The following is a 17,314-nucleotide window of genomic DNA, read 5'->3' as shown; positions in this document are numbered from 1 at the left end:
GGTTTGGGAATCAGGCTTCGGCCCGCAACACTTCCAGGGGCGGCCGCACCAGCACCCCGCGGCTGTTGAGCAAACCGATGACGATGGTCAGGCTGGTGACAATGCCCACAACCGCCAGCAAGGGCACGAAATTGGGGCTGAACGGCACTTCGAAGACGAAGTACGCCAATGCCCAGGTGCCGAACAGCGATAAGACGATCCCCGAAAAAGCTGCCAGCAGACCCAGAAACAGGTATTCGATCAGCGTGATGAGCAGAATCTGACGGCGGTTGGCACCCAGCGTTCGGAGCAGAACGCTCTCCTGAATTCGCTGGTATTTGCTGATAATCACCGAACTGCTCAATACCAGCAAACCGGTAATGATGCTGAACAGGGCCATAAACCGGATCACGAACGAGACTTTTTCCAGCACTTCATCGATCGTTTGCAGAATCAATCCCAGGTCGATGGCCGAGACGTTCGGGAAATGAGTAACCAGATCCCGCTGAAACGAGGCCGATTGCTGGGTGTCGCCAACGCGCGTCATCAACACGTGAAACTGCGGTGCCTGATCGAGCACGCCTTTGGGGAAAACAATCAGGAAATTGGTCTGAATGCGGTTCCAGTCCACCTCACGGGTTCCGCCCACGATGGTCGGCACGATCAAACCCTGTACGTTGAACGTCAGTTTATCGCCCAGCTTCAGTTTCATGCGCTCCAGATAGCCTTTTTCCACCGAAATGTAGACCTGGTCATTGGTCTGGTAAGGTGCTTTTCCGGCGGTTAATTTTTCGGAACTGATCAGTGAATCGCGGTAGGTCACGCGGTATTCGCGGGTCAGCGCCCAGTCGGGAATTTTGGCACTCGTGTCTTTCTGAATGGCTTCTACCGTCCGCCCGTTGATTTCGGTCAGCCGCATGGTGACCACCGGAACGTTCTGAAGAACCGGCAAACGGTGGTTTTTGACCAGTTGCTGAACCCCGGCTTTCTGCTCATTCTGAATATCGAACAGCACCATGTTGGCCTGATTGCCACTGGACGAGAGTTGCACCCGGCTCAACAACAGCGTCTGCGTCAGGTACAGCGTCGCAATTAGAAACGCGCCTAGCCCAATCGAAATCACCAGAATAAGCGTCTGATTCTGGGGTCGATACAAATTCGCCAGACTTTGCCGCCAGATGTAACTCCACGAAACCGGGAAAAACCGGCGTACCAGAACCATTAGCAGTTGGCCAATGCCCGTCAGAACGCCAAAGGCAAAAGCCAGCCCGGCCGTAAAACCGACGGCCATTTTCCAGTCGCGAATTTGCCAGTAGGCAAAACCGGTAATCGACAGTACTATCAGAAAATAAACCGCCCACTGAAGCGGATCACGGCCGGTCACATCGTCGTCGTACGAACTGCGGAGTGTGCGCAGGGGCGACACCTTCCGGATCACCAGCAACGGCAGCAACGCGAACAAAATGGCAATGATCAAGCCCGCACCGACGCCCTGGGCCACGGCTTTCCAGGATATTTCAGTAACCACATCGACCGGCAGAAAACTCCCGAAAACCGCAGGCAGCATCAGTTGCACCACCGAACCCAGAAGCGCCCCGACGATGGCACCCAGCAGACCCATCAGCGAGGTTTGGATGAGGTAAATCAAAAACGCCTGCCGACCCGTTGCGCCCAGGCAACGCAGCACGGCCACCGAGGCCACTTTCTCTTTCACGTAGAGATGCACGGCACTGGCCACGCCCACACAACCAAGTAACAAAGCAACAAAAGCGACCAGATTCAGGAACTTGGTCAAGTCCGCGAAAGCCCGCCCGGTTTGCTCTTTGCGTTCCGTCACCGTGTCGGAATTGATACCCAGTTTGTCGAGCCGGGGCGAAATCGTTTTGACGTATTTGTCAACATCAGTGCCGGGTGCAAACTGGTAATACGAACGGTAGGTTGCCCGGCTGCCGCGTTGCAGCAGGCCCGTTTCCGGCAGAAAACCGTACGGAATAAAAACCGTTGGCGCCACCGTGGTCGTAACCGCCGACTGCCCCGGAATTTTCATCACCCGACCGGCCACGTAAAACATGAGCTTCCCGACTTTCACCGAATCGCCGGGTTTGGCATTCAGTTGCACGAGCAGCGCATCATCGACCAGTGCAACCCGCTGCCGGTTTTGGTTCGCTTTCCGAAACAGCGCCACCGCATCGGCAGGCTGGGTGTCCCAGGCCCCGTAATACGGAAATTTGCCCTGAATGGCTTTCACCTGCGCCAGCCGGACGCCCTGGGAGCGCGGAAACAAAACCATCGACGGAAACGCCACTTCCCGGCTGCGTTCCGGGCTGATTTTGGCCAGAAACTGCTCCGTGTTTTTGTTGATTTCTTTGTTGGACGACAGCACCAGATCGGCGCCGATCAGTTCGCGGGCCTGCTCATCGACGCTGCGCGAAAGGTTGTCGCCAAACGAATTGATGGCGACCAGGGCAGCAATGCCGAGCACAATGGCCGACATGAATAAAAACAGCCGTTGCCGGCTCCGGCGACTGTCGCGCCAGGCCATTTTCCACAGCCAGGGATCGAAAATCGAGGCTGCCTGCGGTTTTATCTTGGGAATTTCACGATCCATCAGTTGGTAGCGATACGGTTTCCGGTTAATGTATCTGACACCAGATTGCCGCCCTTGATCCGGATGATGCGCTGGGTGCGGGAGGCCAGTTCGAGGTCGTGCGTCACCAGCACCAGCGTCGTTCCGGCTTCGCGGTTCAGTTCAAAAATTAAGTCAACCACCGTGGCGCTGGTATCGGTGTCCAGATTGCCCGTTGGTTCATCGGCAAACAGGATTTTGGGGCGGTTGGCGAAGGCGCGTGCCAGCGAAACCCGTTGCTGCTCGCCCCCCGACAGTTGGGTGGGGTAGTGGTGACCGCGCTGGCCCAAACCCACCCGTTCCAGCAGTTCCTGAGCGGTTTTTCCCGCCCGTTTCTCGCCCCGCAATTCGAGCGGAACCATGACGTTTTCGAGGGCTGTCAGGGTGGGCAGCAACTGAAAATTCTGGAAAATAAAGCCGACGTATTGGTTGCGAACGGCAGCGCGTTCGTCTTCGCTGAGGGTGTCTAATTTGATGTTATTCAGATAGATGCTGCCCGAAGAGGCCCGGTCTAACCCGGCACACAGGCCCAGGAGGGTGGTTTTACCGCTGCCCGAAGGCCCGACGATGGAAAAGGTATCACCAGGCTGTATTTCGAAACTCACGGAATTCAGAACGGTTAGGGTTCGACCTCCGCTCTGGTAGGTTTTTGTCAGATTCTCGGCACGCAGAATACTCATAAGTCAGTAGCTTAACGGAATGTTTAGATAACCAATTCGTTGCCGTTTTATTCACCGCGAGGGACGGAATATTTGATAAAGGGTAAGAAATGGGTCTAAATGGATAAAATACCCTTATTTTTGTTGGTAATCGGCTGAAACTTCATCCTGAAAATTGCGTAAACAATGAATTTATTGAAAACCATGGCGAATTATAAGGTCTGGATAGCCGGTTTGTCGCTGCTGGCGTCGGTGGTGGGCTGTACTTCCAAAACGGAAACCAGCCAGGCGCAGGAAGAAAAACCGGCTGCGGCCGACAGCACCCAACCGGCAAAAAGTCAGAAAAAAACGATTTTGTTCTTCGGGAACAGCCTGACGGCGGGCTACGGCCTGGACCCGGCGGAAGCCTTTCCGGCCCTGGTTGGCGAAAAAGCCAAAGCGGCAGGCTATGACTACCAGATTATTAACGCCGGGGTGAGTGGAGAAACGACGGCGGGTGGTAAAAGCCGCATCAGTTGGGTGTTGCGAAAACCGGTCGATGTGTTTGTGCTCGAACTGGGGGCCAACGACGGGCTGCGCGGCATTCCGCTCGATGATTCCGGGAAAAATCTGCAGGCGATTATCGACACCGTAAAGCTAAAAAATCCGCAGGTTCAGATTGTGATAGCCGGTATGCACATTCCGCCCAACCTCGGAACCGATTATTCGAGTCAATTTTATAAGCTTTTCGTAACGTTATCCCGGAAAAACAAAGCCGAGCTGATTCCCTTTTTGCTCGAAGATGTCGGCGGTATTCCTAAATTGAACCAGGCCGACGGCATTCACCCTACGGCAGAAGGCCATAAAATCGTGGCCGAAAACGTCTGGAAAGTGCTGGAGCCGGTGCTTCAGAAACAATCCTTGTGAGTGAATGAATCTACAGACCAATCTATAAACCCGTTAGGTTTTTAAAACCTAACGGATTCCCTCCCCCAACCTTTTTCATAAACCTACCCTGCTGTGCGCAAACTTCTAAACAACCTGACTTTTCGCGTTCTGGTCGCCATTACGCTCGGGATTCTGATCGGTCACTTTTTCCCCACTACGGCGGCTAAACTCAAACCGCTGGGTGATCTGTTCATTAATCTGATCAAGATGGTGATTGCACCCATCATTTTCCTGACCATCGTGTTGGGAATCAGCAATATGGGCGATTTGAAGAAGGTGGGCCGGGTAGGGGGGAAAGCGCTTCTGTACTTTGAAATCGTGACAACCGTTGCGCTCATAATCGGGATCGTTATTGCCAACTGGGTGAAACCGGGTGCCGGGGTGGATGCCTCCTCGGTGCAGGGCGGTGATATTTCGGCGTATACGTCGCAGGGAAAAGACCTGGACTGGGTCAAGTTTTTCATGCACATCGTTCCCGACAATGCCATCAAAGCCTTCGCCGAGGGGGAAATCTTGCAGGTGCTGGTTTTTTCCGTGTTTTTCGGCATTGGGCTGACGCGCATGGGCGAGCGCGGGCATTCGCTGATTGTGACGTTCGAAAAGCTGTCGCGGGTGTTTTTCAACATCCTGAACGTGGTCATGACGCTGGCTCCGCTGGGCGCACTGGGCGGTATGGCCTACACCATCGGTAAATTCGGACTGGCCACGCTGCTGCCGCTGGCTAAACTGATGGGGACGGTTTATCTGACCATGTTCCTGTTCATCTTCGTGATTCTGAACCTGATTCTGCGCTATTACCGCGTCAGTTTGTGGAGTGTTTTGAAATACATCAAGGAAGAACTGCTGATCGTTTTCGGGACGTCGTCATCGGAGTCGGCCTTGCCGCAGGTGATGGATAAACTGGAAAACATGGGCTGTTCGCGGTCGGTGGTGGGGCTGGTGATTCCGGCGGGCTACTCGTTCAACCTGGATGGTACGACGATTTACCTGTCGATGGCGACGATTTTTCTGGCGCAGGTTTTCAGTGTGGATCTGACGCTGGGGCAGGAACTGACCATCATCGGCATTCTGATGATTACCTCCAAAGGAGCCGCGGGCGTGACGGGCAGCGGTTTTATCGTACTGGCCTCGACGCTGACGGCCGTGCGGGTGATCCCGGTCGAAGGGCTGGCGCTGCTGCTGGGCGTCGACCGGTTTATGTCGGAAGCCCGTTCCATTACCAACATCATCGGCAATACGGTTGCCACGATTTTCATCGCCAATAATGAGAAAGAGTTTGACCGGGCGAAAATGCAGAAGGCCTTCGGTAAAATGGAAAAAGAGGAGCTGACGGATTATAAATACTGACAAATGCCCCCAACCCCCTAAAGGGGACTTCAGTCATCCGACAAAAGTCCCCTTTAGGGGGTTGGGGGCGAAATACTGACGGTACGATAAAAAAGCCCTGCGGTGTCAGGAGAAAAAATGTATTTTTGTTTTATTCAGTGCAAAAAACAGTTCAGGGGCGCGTCAGTGCATATCAACGTAATGGAATGAGAGTTTCGGGAATTTGGGCAGGAATTATTGCCATTTGTATCCTCCTTGGGTGCGATTCGAGTGAAGAGAAGAAATTGAAGCGTTCGGCGAATGCCATGCACAATTGCGCCGAGGAACAGACCCTGAGTTCGGCGGAGGAGCGTGCCATTCGGCAACAAATCGGGGCCGATGCGAAAATTGCGAAAATTGAAGCCATCATTCGCGGCAAGGTGCGGGCGGGTTTCAACGGCAACGTTTTGATCGCGCAGAAAGGCGTTATTCTTTACAAAAACACGTTTGGGCTGGCCCATTTCGAAAGCTCTTCCCGCGACTCGCTCAACGAAAACTCCAAATTTCAGTTGGCGTCGCTTTCCAAAACCTTCACGGCGGTGGCTACGCTCAAACTGATCGAAGCCGGGAAGCTGAAACTGAACGACACAATTCAAAAATTCTTTCCGGATTTTCCGTACCACGGCATTTCGGTCGAAAACCTGCTGTCGCACCGGAGCGGTTTGCCGAACTATGCCTACGCTTTTGAAGACAGCATGCGGACGAATTTTTACAAGTTCGAAAAACCGTATCCGAACAACAGCGAAATCATGTACTGGTTCGCCAACGTGCATCCTACACCGCAGCGCTACAACATTCCGGGCCGCACGTTCAGCTACAGCAACACCAACTACTGCGTGCTGGCGGCCATCATCGAGAAAATTACGGGCATGTCGTTCGATCAGTTTGCCAAGAAAAACATCTTCGAACCGCTCGGCATGAGGAACACCTGGGTAGCCACCACCCGCAACGATTCCATCAACCAGTTTCGCACGGCAGGCTACCAGTGGAACCGCCGGATTCCGAAGGATTATTACGATAACGTGGTGGGTGACAAGGGAATCTATTCGACCGTTGGCGATTTGTTTAAGTGGTATCGTGCCCTTAACGGCGACTGTCTGATGCGGAAATCCCTGCTGGCCGAAGCCTTTTTGCCCCGCAGTTTCGAGCGCAAAGGCACGAAAAATTACGGATACGGTTTTCGGATGTACGTCAACAACCAGAATCAGCCGGAATACATTTACCACACCGGCTGGTGGAAAGGTTACAACAGCCTGTTCTGGTTCAGCCCGAAAGACGATTTTGTGATCATTCTGCTAGGCAACCGCTACAACAAGTCGATTTATCAGGTCAAGGAACTGCTCGAAGTGCTGCACGGCCACCCCTCCAACGCCGAACCGGAAGCCGAAACCGGCGAGGTCGACGTTTAAACGGTTTCTTTCTCGATATCCTGGTTAAAATGCAGTCCCCGGTTGTCGTGCCGGGCCATGGCGGCTTTGATTACTAGATACGCCACTTCGATCATATTCCGCAGTTCGCAGATCCGGTTCGAGACTTTCGACTGCCGGTAGAGTTCTTCGTGTTCCAGATAAATCAGCTCCAGCCGGTCGAGTGCCCGTTTCATCCGCCGGTTGGTACGAACAATGCCGACGTAGTTCGACATGATCGACTCCAGTTCGCGCTGCATTTCCGTCACCAGCACAAGTTCTTCCGGGTGCGTCGTTCCGGCGTCGTTCCATTCCGGCAGGTTATCCGGGATCGCGGCTTCGTTGAAGTTCTCGACGGTTTTCAGATACGCCCGGTGACCGAACACCACCGCTTCGAGTAAGGAGTTGGAAGCCAGTCGGTTGGCTCCGTGCAAACCGGTGCAGGAACATTCGCCGGCGGCATACAGGAAGTTGATATTCGTTTGGCCGTATTCGTTCACCTTGATGCCCCCGCAGAGGTAATGCTGCGCGGGAACGACGGGAATGTAGTCTTTCCGGATGTCGATGCCCAGGTTATCCTGGCAGTAGGCCGTAATGTTGGGGAAATGCTCGACAAATTTCTCGAAATCGCAGTGCGTCACGTCCAGATACACGTGCGGATCACCGGATTTTTTCATCTCGGAGTCGATGGCACGAGCCACAATGTCGCGTGGAGCCAGCGACAGACGCTCATCGTAGTGCTCCATGAACGTCTCGCCCTTGATCGTTTTCAGAATACCGCCAAAACCGCGCACGGCTTCGGAAATCAGGAAGCTCGGTTTTTTGCCCGGTTCGTACAAGGCTGTCGGGTGGAACTGGATGAATTCCATGTCCTTGCAGATCGATTTGGCGCGGTAGGCCATGGCAATGCCGTCGCCCGTCGCAATCGTCGGGTTGGTGGTGCTTTGGTAGACGTTGCCAATGCCACCCGTGGCCAGTAGCGTGGTTTTCGCCAGAAACATTTCGACCTGGCCGGTATGCGTATTCAGCACGTAAGCTCCGAAACAGCGGTTATCGTTGTCGTAGCGGTGGACGGTTTCGCCGAGGTGGTGGCGCGTGATGAGGTCAACGGCGTAGTAATGCGTGAAAATTTCAATGGCCGGTAGTGACTGGGTTTTTTCCAGCAATGCCCGCTCGATTTCGGCCCCGGTGATGTCTTTGAAGTGCAGAATCCGGTGGTCGGAGTGGCCGCCTTCGCGGGCGAGGTCGTAGTCGCCGTCGTCTTCCTTATCGAACCGGGTACCGTAGTCGATCAGTTCGCGTATCCGCTCGGGCGCTTCGCGCACCACGATTTCGACCACCTCGCGTTTGCTCAGGAAGTCGCCCGCGATCATCGTATCCTCGATGTGTTTCTCGAATGAATCCTCCTCGGCCCACACGGCGGCAATGCCGCCCTGGGCATACTTGGTGTTGGTCTCGTCGGCCCGGACTTTGGTAATGACGGCAATCCGGACGGGCTGGCCGGTTTCTTCAAAATGAATCGCCAGTTTGGTGGCGTAGCTGAGTCCGGCAATTCCGGAGCCGATCACGAGGAAATCGAAGTGTTGGGGCATGGGTTAGGAAATTATTATTTCCACTTTACTGAAATGGAATAGAGTGGAAAATAAGCATCTTTACTGACAACAGTTAGGCCCTCTGATAAGGATTGGGCAATCAACAGACGGTCGAATGGGTCGTGATGATGAAATGGTAATTTGGTAAGTTCTATAATATGAGTGGGCAAGATAGGCATCAAAGCGATAGAAAGATTAGGTAACTCATTGATAATATCTTGTATCGAACGCGTTAACGAAAGCTTACCCAAGCTTTGTTTGATGCCTATCTCCCAAATACTAACAATACTCACAGAAAGACGATTAACCGGTTTTTTCAGATTAATAAGCGTTTCGACAGGAATCAATGTATCATCTTCCAATAGCCAAAGGAGAACGTGCATATCCAGTAGGTACTTCATACATTTACATATAGTCCTTGAAATCATCCAAAGGCGCATCAAAGTCATCAGCCATATAGGTCACAAGGCCTTTCATTGTACCGAATTTCCTTTCTTTAGCTGGTTCAGGCTTTTCTGCTGCTGTTTCAGTGGATAGAACGGCTTGTAAAGACTGCTTCTCTTCCGGCGAAAGTTTCTTGACGGCTTGGAGCAACTCCTCAAAGCCAACTTGAGCAGTCAGTTCCATAATCAAATTGTTTACAATCCCTTACTCATTTCCAGCATCCGCAAAACCGACGCTTCCGCTTTCACGCGAATGTCTTCCGGGACAAAAATCTCCGGTTTTTCGTAATACAACGCATTGTACAGCTTTTCGAGCGTGTTCATTTTCATGTACGGACATTCCGAACAGGCGCAGGTATTGTTCTCACTCGCCGGAGCCGGAATGATTTTCTTGTTCGGAACCGACTGCTTCATCTTGTGCAGAATACCGGCTTCGGTGCCAACAATAAACACCTCGTCGGGTTGCTCCGTCACGTATTTCAACAGGCCCGTAGTCGAACCCACGTAGTCGGCCTGGCTCAGAATGTGTTCCTGGCATTCGGGGTGAGCAATGAACTTGGCTTCGGGGTATTTCTGGCGTAAAGCCGTCAGTTTTTCCAGCGAAATATCGATGTGGACAATGCAGGCCCCATCCCATAACACCAGATCCCGACCGGTTTTCTTGGCCACAAACCGCCCCAGGTTGGCGTCCGGCGCGAAGATGATTTTCTGGTCTTTCGGCAGACTTTCGACAATCTTCACGGCATTGGACGACGTGCAGATGATGTCTGACAACGCCTTGATTTCCGCCGAGCAGTTGATGTAACTGATCACAATATGGTCCGGGTGCTGGGCTTTGAAAGACGCAAACTGGTCGGCCGGGGCCGAGTCGGCCAGCGAACAACCGGCGTTCATGTCGGGAATGACGACTTTCTTGTGGGGCGACAGGATTTTGGCGGTTTCGCCCATGAAATGCACCCCGCAGAACACAATCATGTCGGCACTGGTGGCGGCTGCCTGCTGCGACAAGCCGAGGCTGTCGCCGATGTAGTCGGCCAGATCCTGAATGTCGCTGTCGACGTAGTAATGGGCCAGAATCACGGCGTTTTTCTCTTTTTTCATCCGCCGGATTTCGTCCATCAAAACCTCTTTTTCTTTCGGCGTGGAGCGGCTGATGTAACCGATTTGCCGGATTTCTTCATCTAAAGTGAGTGGGATCGTTGCCATAGTGTGTAAACAAATTCAATCTAAAAATTATTCGCCAAGTACTTTTTGAACCATTGAAACCAGTTGTTTCAATGTGGAAAGATGCCTGGGTAAACGCTCATATACCTCATCAAAGACCGATTCTTTATAAACGTGACTCAGTAAATTCCGGTCGTTGATCGTCTGAAAAAGAGCGTCCGTCATGTCTTCGTCGCTGAATAAATTCAGAAAGTAATGCCGGTAGACCAATTTAGGTGATGCGGGCGATTCTCCTCCCTGCTCGTCCAAAATCCGCTTTACAGTTTTCCAGCCTAACTCGGTACAGTATTCAAATTTCTGAATACAGGCATTTTTATAGATGTCCAGTTCAATGGAATTTCGACCGCTGTAGTCATACTGCATGACCTGACCGAAGCCGTCGACGGCTCGTTTTAATTCAACAATTTTTCTGCGGAGAGATTCGCTGGGCTGTTCCACCATTGTACAGATTCTGAGGCAATACGTTTAAAATCACCATCCCGGATTTGAGAAAAGTCTACTAAATCCACTTTATACAGCAAATCGCTTTCATCAAAGATTTCCTGCAATCGATCCAATATAGCTGGATTGATTGGTTCTGGCCCGATAAATCCGATGTCGATGTCTGAATGGCGACGCCCTTTTCCAGCAGCCCGGCTTCCAAACAGAAAAACGCCGTATCGGTTGAGGTCGAGGTGTTTCAGAACTATCTCACGGCAATAGGTCAGTGCTTCCTCCTGTCGTTCACTCAGCGTTTTCATCCGTTAATAGGCTTTCAAACTCATGTCCAGGCTCTTAACCTGGTGGGTCAGGGCACCGGACGAAATGTAATCGACGCCGGAATCCGCGTAGTCGCGCAGGTTGGTTTCGTTGATTCCGCCCGATGCTTCCGTCACCATCCGCCCGTCGATCAGTTCCACCATCCGCTTCAGTTCCGCCGGTGCAAAGTTGTCCAGCAACATCCGGTCGATCTGCCCGATGCGCAGCACCTCTTCCACTTCCTTCTGATTTCGCACTTCCACTTCAATCGGCAGGGTGCGCCCGGTGGCTTTCAGATACTGAACGGCTTTGGTAACGGCGGCTTCAATCCCGCCCGCATAGTCGAGGTGGTTGTCTTTGATCAGAATCATATCAAAGAGACCGAAACGGTGGTTGATGGCACCCCCGATTTTGACTGCCATTTTTTCGCAAATCCGGAAGTTCGGCGTTGTTTTTCGCGTATCCAGTAACCGGGTTTTGGTGCCTTCCAGCATGTTTACCATCGTTCGCGTGTGGGTAGCAATGCCGCTCATGCGCTGCATGCAGTTCAGCACCAGCCGCTCCGCTTTCAGAATCGACTGCGCCCGGCCGCTGACCGTCAACACAATATCGCCGTAATGAATGGCCGAACCATCCTGCATGTTGATGTGAACCTGCAAGTCCGGGTCCACTTCCCGAAAAACCGCTTCGGCCACTTCAACACCCGCCAGCACGCCATCTTGCTTCACCAAAAGCCGGGCGCGCTTCTGGGCATCGGCCGGAATGGTCGAGAGCGAGGTATGATCGCCGTCGCCAACATCTTCAGCTAGGGCCAGTTTGATAAACTCCTGTAATGTCATTTTCAATTATTTCGGCGAAAGTTAGTGGACTTCTTGAAAAAATACCCGAAAAAAACCGATTTGCTTTCTTGCCGAACTATCACGAAATTTGTTCCCCTCGTTCCGGCGAACCATTTTAAACGTCCATGAAGCAACAGCGTAACGATTGTATTCGTTTGATGAGCCTCTTCCTGACCGGCTTGCTACTCCTGGTAGCATCGGGCGGGCCTTCGTGGTTGTCTGTTGAACAACTTTCCGCAAAGCAAACTGTTCAAACGCCGAAGAAGGAAAAGAAAGCCGCCGATGCCCAGCAGGTTGTCGTTCAGGCGACCTCGTTTGATGCCGTTGTCACGCCCGCGCTGACGTTTGGTTTCGCGCAGGCGGTTTATCTGCTGCCACCGCCCGTCTTGTTTTTTGTTCTGAAACAGACGGTTATTCCCCGGTATTCGGAGGTTCCTTATTTCTACTTCTCGTTTTTTCGCTACGTTTTCGGGCATCACATCGCCATTAATGCGCCCTGATTTTTCTAGAAGTGAGAGGTTAGACAAGAGATGCTAGAATTATAACCGTACTGAATACGGTTTTTCGATGTCTCCCGGCTTTTCACTCTTCGCGTTCTCTTTATTCTTTAATCTCATCTCTTTTTTCTATTTCAATGCAAAACCGAGTCGGAATACTCATTCTGACGGGTGTAGTTGCGCTATTGTGCATTTACTATCTGTCGTTTACGTTCGTGTCGAACAGCATTAAAAATGACGCGACTACCTACGCTACCAACACGAAGGGTGATGTGGACATCACCAAAAAGCAGCATTACATCGATTCCCTCTGGAAAGAACCGGTTTATCTGGGCAACACGCTGGAAGAAGTAACCACGCGCGAATTGGGCCTGGGTCTTGATTTACAGGGCGGTATGCACGTCGTTCTGGAAGTGTCGCCCTCCGAAATCCTGCGCGGTCTGGCCGGTGGCACCCGGGATCCGAAATTCGAACAGGCGCTGAAAAAAGCGACTGAAGCCCAGAAATCGGGGCAATCGAAATTTGTGGATAATTTTATCAGCGCCTACAAAGAGGTGGCGCCCAACACGAAACTGGCGACGATTTTTGCCAACAGCACCAACCGGGGCAAAATCAACTTTCAGTCGTCGGATGCCGAAGTTCGCAAACTGATCAACGACGAAGTCGACGGTTCCATCAGCCGGGCGTTCCAGATCATTCAGGCGCGGGTCGATAAGTTTGGGGTTGCCAACCCGAACATCCAGCGGTTGCCGGGTTCGGGCCGGATTCTGATCGAATTACCGGGTGTTGATAATCCGGAGCGTGTTCGTCGTCTGTTGTCGGGGGCTGCCAAACTGGAATTTGCCGAAGTCTATACCCTGAACGATGTGGCCGGTGGGCTGGATCAACTGGGTGCTTACCTCGTGCAGATGGAAGCCGAACGAAAAATTGCGGCTAGCCAAAAACCGGCTGTAACGACAGCAACCACGGACACGACGAAAAAAGACAACTCGCTGGCGGCTCAGTTAGCGCAGAAAAACCAGGCGGCAAAAGGCGATAGCGCCAAGTCGGATACGTCGGCAACGGCGGCCCAGAACGCGGCTTTGACGAGCCTGTTCGTGCCGATGTCGCAGAACCAACTGGGGGTTTACCTGAAAGATACGGCTCGCGCCAACGATATTCTGAGCCGTGCCAACGTGAAAGCGTTGTTTCCGGCGGATGCCGTTCTGATGTGGGATCGGAAAGCCATTGTTACCAACGACAACAAGGAAATTCTGCCGTTGTACTTTATTCGGAAACCGGCGGGCAAAGCACCCCTGGAAGGCGATGTGATTGTCGATGCCACCAACGATTACGACGACCGGGGCCGTCCGGAAGTCACCATGCGAATGAACGCGGAAGGGGCCCGCAAATGGCGCGCGCTGACGGCGGCCAACATCAACCGTCCGGTTGCCATCATTCTCGATAACCTGGTGTATACCGCGCCAACGGTGCAGAACGAAATTCCGAATGGAAGCTCCAGCATTTCGGGAAACTTCACCGTGGACGAAACCAAGGATATGTCCAACATCCTGAAAGCCGGTAAATTACCTGCGCCTACCAACATTGTGGAAGAAGCCGTCGTTGGTGCCACGCTGGGTTCAGAAGCGGTTTCGGCGGGGGTTCTTTCGTCGGTAGTGGGGTTGATCATCGTCCTGATTTTCGTGGTAGCCTACTACGGTAGCGCCGGTTTCATTGCTGACCTTGCCCTGTTTGTCAACCTCTTCTTCCTGCTGGGCATCATGGCTTCGCTGGGGGCGGTTTTGACCATGCCCGGTATTGCCGGTATCGTGTTGACGATCGGTATGGCCGTCGATGCCAACGTACTGATTTTTGAGCGGATCAAAGAGGAACTGGCACTGGGAAAACCGTTCAAGCAGGCGATTTCCGACGGTTTTACGAATGCTTATTCATCCATCATCGACTCGAACGTAACAACGCTCTTAACCGGTGTGATCCTGTTTATCTTTGGAACGGGTCTGATTCTGGGTTTTGCCACCACGCTCGTCATCGGTATCCTCACATCGCTGTTTGCCGCCATCTTCATCACCCGGATTATCCTGGAACAATACGTGAAGAATGGTAAAACGTTGCCTTTTGCAACCAGTTGGTCAAAAAACCTGTTCAAAGACTCGTCGTTTGACTTCGTATCGCGCCGGAAGTTGTATTACACGATTTCGTCGGTTATCATCGCTTTGGGGATCATTTCGGTGATTTTCAAAGGCTTCGGTCTGGGGGTTGATTTCAAAGGAGGACGGTCGTATGTCGTTCGTTTCGAAAACAGCGTCAGTACCGATGACGTGCGAAATGCACTGGAAAATGAGTTGCCTGGCTCACTCGAAGTAAAAACGTATGGTGGTACTGGTATTGGAGCGGCTAATCAAGTCAAGATTACGACCAGCTACCTGGCTGATGCCACTACGCCGGAAGCCGACAAACAGACGGAATCGAAATTGCTCGCCGGTCTGACTAAAATACAGGGTAATAAAAGCAGCATCGAAAGTTCGCAGAAAGTAGGTCCCGCCATTGCCAATGACCTGATTTACTCGGCCCTCTGGTCGATTTTGATGGCCGTTGCGGTGGTATTCTGTTACATTCTGATCCGGTTTAAGAAGCTGGCTTTTGGTTACGGTGCCGTCGTCGCGTTGTTCCACGACGTGCTGATCATTCTGGCTATTTTCTCGATTGGTAATGGCTGGTTGCCGTTCTCACTGGATGTCGATCAGGCGTTTATCGGGGCTTTGTTAACCATCATGGGGTATTCCATGAACGATACCGTCGTCGTCTTTGACCGCGTTCGGGAATACCTGAACGATACGAAAGGCCGCAAGGAAAGCATTCCGGTGATTATCAACAACGCTTTGAACAGTACCCTAAGCCGCACCGCCGTAACGGGTCTTTCGACCATGCTGGTGTTGATCGTGCTGTTCTTCTTCGGTGGCGAAACCATCCGTGGGTTCTCGTTTGCGATGCTGATCGGGGTCATTGTCGGAACGTATTCGTCGCTCTTCGTGGCAACGCCGATTGTGGTCGATGCTTTGAGCCGCGACCAGCTCAACGAAGTAGCCGTTACGCCGGAACCGCCGGCAACCGGCAAAGCAGCCCGCGCCAAAGCCTAAGGGTGATGCATGAAAAAAGGGATAAGGACTATGATCGTCTTTATCCCTTTTTTATATTTCGGTTTTCTTGTATTGACTACAACCACAAAAGCCTTATTTTGCAAAACATTTAATCCGTAAAATTTTATTCGGTTCTATATGGAGTCTACCAAAGCATCAACCCAAACTAAGAATCAACTTTGGGCCAAGAAGTCGATCACCAAGCTCATGGAAGAGACGGCTGCCGAGCCAAACAGTCTGGATCCGATTAGTCAGGAGGGAACTTTAAAACGCACGTTAAGCTCAACGAACCTGATTGCTCTCGGGATTGGGGCCATCATCGGTGCCGGGTTATTCGTCCGAACCGCAGCCGCGGCTGGGGGACACGCCGGGCCGGGGGTTACCATCTCGTTTGCCATTGCGGCCTTTGCCTGTGCGCTCGCCGGGTTGTGTTATGCCGAGTTTGCGTCGATGATTCCCATTGCGGGTAGTGCCTACACCTATAGTTATACTACGATGGGCGAATTTATCGCCTGGATTATTGGCTGGGATTTGGTGCTGGAATACGCACTGGGTGCGGCCACGGTTTCGATTGGCTGGTCGCAATACCTCAACGCACTCTTCTATGACTTCTTCAAGTTTCACATACCCTATCAATGGTGTCACTCCCCCTTTCAGATCAGCGACGGGCTGGGCATGTACGCCGGTGAAGCGGGTGTGCACGGGATCATCAACCTGCCAGCGGTCTTTATTCTGCTGATGTTGAGTTTGTTATTGATCCGGGGAACGCAGGAGTCGGCGACGTTCAACAACATTATCGTGATTGTGAAAGTAAGCATTGTTTTGCTGATCATCGCCCTCGCCTGGAAATTCATCAACCCCGCCAACCACGTGCCGTATCTGATTCCGGCTGATGCGGGAACGGCTACGCTGAGCACCGGCCAGATTCACAACTACGCCGATCCGCTCAACCACGGCTGGCTGGGTGTGTTGCGGGGCGCCGGTATCGTGTTCTTTGCGTTCATCGGTTTCGATGCGGTTTCAACAGCCGCGCAGGAAGCCAAGAATCCGCAGAAGGATATGCCCGTCGGTATTCTGGTTTCGCTGGCGATCTGTACGTTTCTGTACATTCTGTTTTCGCACGTCCTGACTGGTCTGGCACCCTACAAAGAATTCATGGGCCACGGGGGAGAAGCGTCGGTCGTTTACGCCATTACGCATTACATGCCCGGTTATGAGTGGCTGGCTTCCCTGGTAACGGTAGCGATCCTGGCCGGTTTTTCTTCGGTAATTCTGGTGATGTTGCTGGGTCAAACCCGCGTATTCTACACCATGAGCAAGGATGGGCTGGTGCCGGCGATTTTTTCAAAACTGCACCCGAAATACAAAACACCGTACCGGTCGCAGTGGGTGTTTTTTGTCTTTGTTTCCATTTTTGCCGCGTTCATTCCCGATAGCGTCGTGGGTGACATGACCAGCATCGGAACGCTGTTTGCCTTCGTGCTGGTGTGTCTGGGCATCATGATTCTGCGCAAAACCGACCCGAATCTGGTTCGTCCATTCAAAACCCCCATGTACCTGATTGTGTGTCCGCTGGGTGCGTTCATTTGTCTGGCCATGATCATGAGCCTGGGTTGGGAAAACTGGACCCGCCTGCTCGTCTGGATGGGCATCGGTTTGTTGATTTACTTCGTCTACGGACGGTACCATAGCAAGCTGAGAGCTAAATAATTATGAATGTAAAATGCTGAGTAGTAAATGTAAAAGGACCACACAAGACAGCACTTTTACATGTATAACTCCTTTTCCAGCGATGTCAAAAACGCCTGAATCTTGGTCTAGATTCAGGCGTTTTTATTAAATGACCCCTGGCTTTGCCAAAGTTTTCTCAACTTTGGGCACG

The 17,314-nt window shown here is 52.2% G+C and carries 15 protein-coding genes; 6 read left to right on the top strand and 9 right to left on the bottom strand.

What is annotated here, in order from left to right; translation table 11 throughout:
* Nucleotides 1-10: 10 nt before the first annotated feature.
* Both F0P93_RS27450 and F0P93_RS27445 read right to left on the bottom strand, forming a co-directional pair.
* Nucleotides 11-2,521 (bottom strand): ABC transporter permease, encoded by a 2,511-nt coding sequence (locus tag F0P93_RS27450; RefSeq protein ID WP_150881068.1) that lies wholly within the window; start codon nucleotides 2,519-2,521, stop codon nucleotides 11-13.
* A gap of 65 nt (nucleotides 2,522-2,586) precedes the next feature.
* The gene (locus tag F0P93_RS27445; RefSeq protein ID WP_138994553.1) at nucleotides 2,587-3,285 is read right to left on the bottom strand and encodes an ABC transporter ATP-binding protein; all 699 of its coding nucleotides are present in this window, start codon (nucleotides 3,283-3,285) and stop codon (nucleotides 2,587-2,589) included.
* Between the two features lie 165 nt (nucleotides 3,286-3,450).
* On the opposite strand from F0P93_RS27445, the gene F0P93_RS27440 reads away from it, so the two are divergent.
* From F0P93_RS27440 to F0P93_RS27430, 3 genes are all read left to right on the top strand, one after another.
* Nucleotides 3,451-4,170: an arylesterase gene (locus tag F0P93_RS27440; RefSeq protein ID WP_150880972.1), complete on the top strand. Its 720-nt coding sequence runs from the start codon at nucleotides 3,451-3,453 to the stop codon at nucleotides 4,168-4,170.
* A 93-nt stretch (nucleotides 4,171-4,263) separates the two neighbouring features.
* Complete coding sequence (locus F0P93_RS27435) at nucleotides 4,264-5,538, top strand: dicarboxylate/amino acid:cation symporter (protein ID WP_150880970.1); 1,275 nt, start codon at nucleotides 4,264-4,266, stop codon at nucleotides 5,536-5,538.
* Nucleotides 5,539-5,822: 284 nt separating this feature from the next.
* The gene (locus tag F0P93_RS27430) at nucleotides 5,823-6,965 is read left to right on the top strand and encodes a serine hydrolase domain-containing protein (protein WP_138994634.1); all 1,143 of its coding nucleotides are present in this window, start codon (nucleotides 5,823-5,825) and stop codon (nucleotides 6,963-6,965) included.
* Here F0P93_RS27430 and nadB read toward each other — a convergent pair.
* The 7 genes from nadB to nadC all read right to left on the bottom strand — a co-directional run bounded on the left by nadB (nucleotide 6,962) and on the right by nadC (nucleotide 11,798).
* The gene (nadB, locus tag F0P93_RS27425; RefSeq protein WP_150880969.1) at nucleotides 6,962-8,554 is read right to left on the bottom strand and encodes an L-aspartate oxidase; all 1,593 of its coding nucleotides are present in this window, start codon (nucleotides 8,552-8,554) and stop codon (nucleotides 6,962-6,964) included. The genes F0P93_RS27430 and nadB overlap by 4 nt on opposite strands.
* Nucleotides 8,555-8,568: 14 nt before the next feature.
* Nucleotides 8,569-8,955 carry a type II toxin-antitoxin system VapC family toxin gene (locus tag F0P93_RS27420; RefSeq protein WP_191908935.1) on the bottom strand — a complete coding sequence of 129 codons (387 nt, stop codon included), beginning with the start codon at nucleotides 8,953-8,955 and terminating at the stop codon, nucleotides 8,569-8,571.
* 4 nt (nucleotides 8,956-8,959) lie between these two features.
* Nucleotides 8,960-9,181 (bottom strand): DUF2281 domain-containing protein, encoded by a 222-nt coding sequence (locus F0P93_RS27415; protein WP_150880965.1) that lies wholly within the window; start codon nucleotides 9,179-9,181, stop codon nucleotides 8,960-8,962.
* 11 nt (nucleotides 9,182-9,192) lie between these two features.
* On the bottom strand, nucleotides 9,193-10,116 hold the full coding sequence (gene nadA / locus F0P93_RS27410; protein WP_374756789.1) for a quinolinate synthase NadA: 924 nt from the start codon (nucleotides 10,114-10,116) through the stop codon (nucleotides 9,193-9,195).
* Between the two features lie 114 nt (nucleotides 10,117-10,230).
* Nucleotides 10,231-10,662, bottom strand: coding sequence for a nucleotidyltransferase substrate binding protein (locus tag F0P93_RS27405; RefSeq protein WP_150880961.1), 432 nt, complete (start codon nucleotides 10,660-10,662; stop codon nucleotides 10,231-10,233).
* Complete coding sequence (locus F0P93_RS27400) at nucleotides 10,614-10,961, bottom strand: nucleotidyltransferase domain-containing protein (protein ID WP_150880959.1); 348 nt, start codon at nucleotides 10,959-10,961, stop codon at nucleotides 10,614-10,616. Before F0P93_RS27400 ends, F0P93_RS27405 begins: the two co-directional genes overlap by 49 nt.
* A 3-nt stretch (nucleotides 10,962-10,964) precedes the next feature.
* Nucleotides 10,965-11,798, bottom strand: coding sequence for a carboxylating nicotinate-nucleotide diphosphorylase (nadC, locus tag F0P93_RS27395; protein ID WP_150880957.1), 834 nt, complete (start codon nucleotides 11,796-11,798; stop codon nucleotides 10,965-10,967).
* Between the two features lie 125 nt (nucleotides 11,799-11,923).
* Here nadC and F0P93_RS27390 point away from each other — a divergent pair, with 125 nt between their 5' ends.
* From F0P93_RS27390 to F0P93_RS27380, 3 genes are all read left to right on the top strand, one after another.
* Nucleotides 11,924-12,298 carry a hypothetical protein gene (locus F0P93_RS27390; protein ID WP_150880956.1) on the top strand — a complete coding sequence of 125 codons (375 nt, stop codon included), beginning with the start codon at nucleotides 11,924-11,926 and terminating at the stop codon, nucleotides 12,296-12,298.
* A 134-nt stretch (nucleotides 12,299-12,432) separates the two neighbouring features.
* Nucleotides 12,433-15,432 (top strand): protein translocase subunit SecDF, encoded by a 3,000-nt coding sequence (gene secDF, locus F0P93_RS27385; RefSeq protein WP_150880955.1) that lies wholly within the window; start codon nucleotides 12,433-12,435, stop codon nucleotides 15,430-15,432.
* Nucleotides 15,433-15,570: 138 nt separating this feature from the next.
* Nucleotides 15,571-17,142 (top strand): amino acid permease, encoded by a 1,572-nt coding sequence (locus F0P93_RS27380; protein WP_150880954.1) that lies wholly within the window; start codon nucleotides 15,571-15,573, stop codon nucleotides 17,140-17,142.
* Nucleotides 17,143-17,314 lie beyond the last annotated feature (172 nt).

Source organism: Larkinella humicola (genome assembly GCF_008727875.1).
GTDB classification, from domain to species: domain Bacteria; phylum Bacteroidota; class Bacteroidia; order Cytophagales; family Spirosomataceae; genus Larkinella; species Larkinella humicola.
Note: the sequence above shows the minus strand (reverse complement) of the source record. Positions and strands in the feature narration are given on the sequence as shown.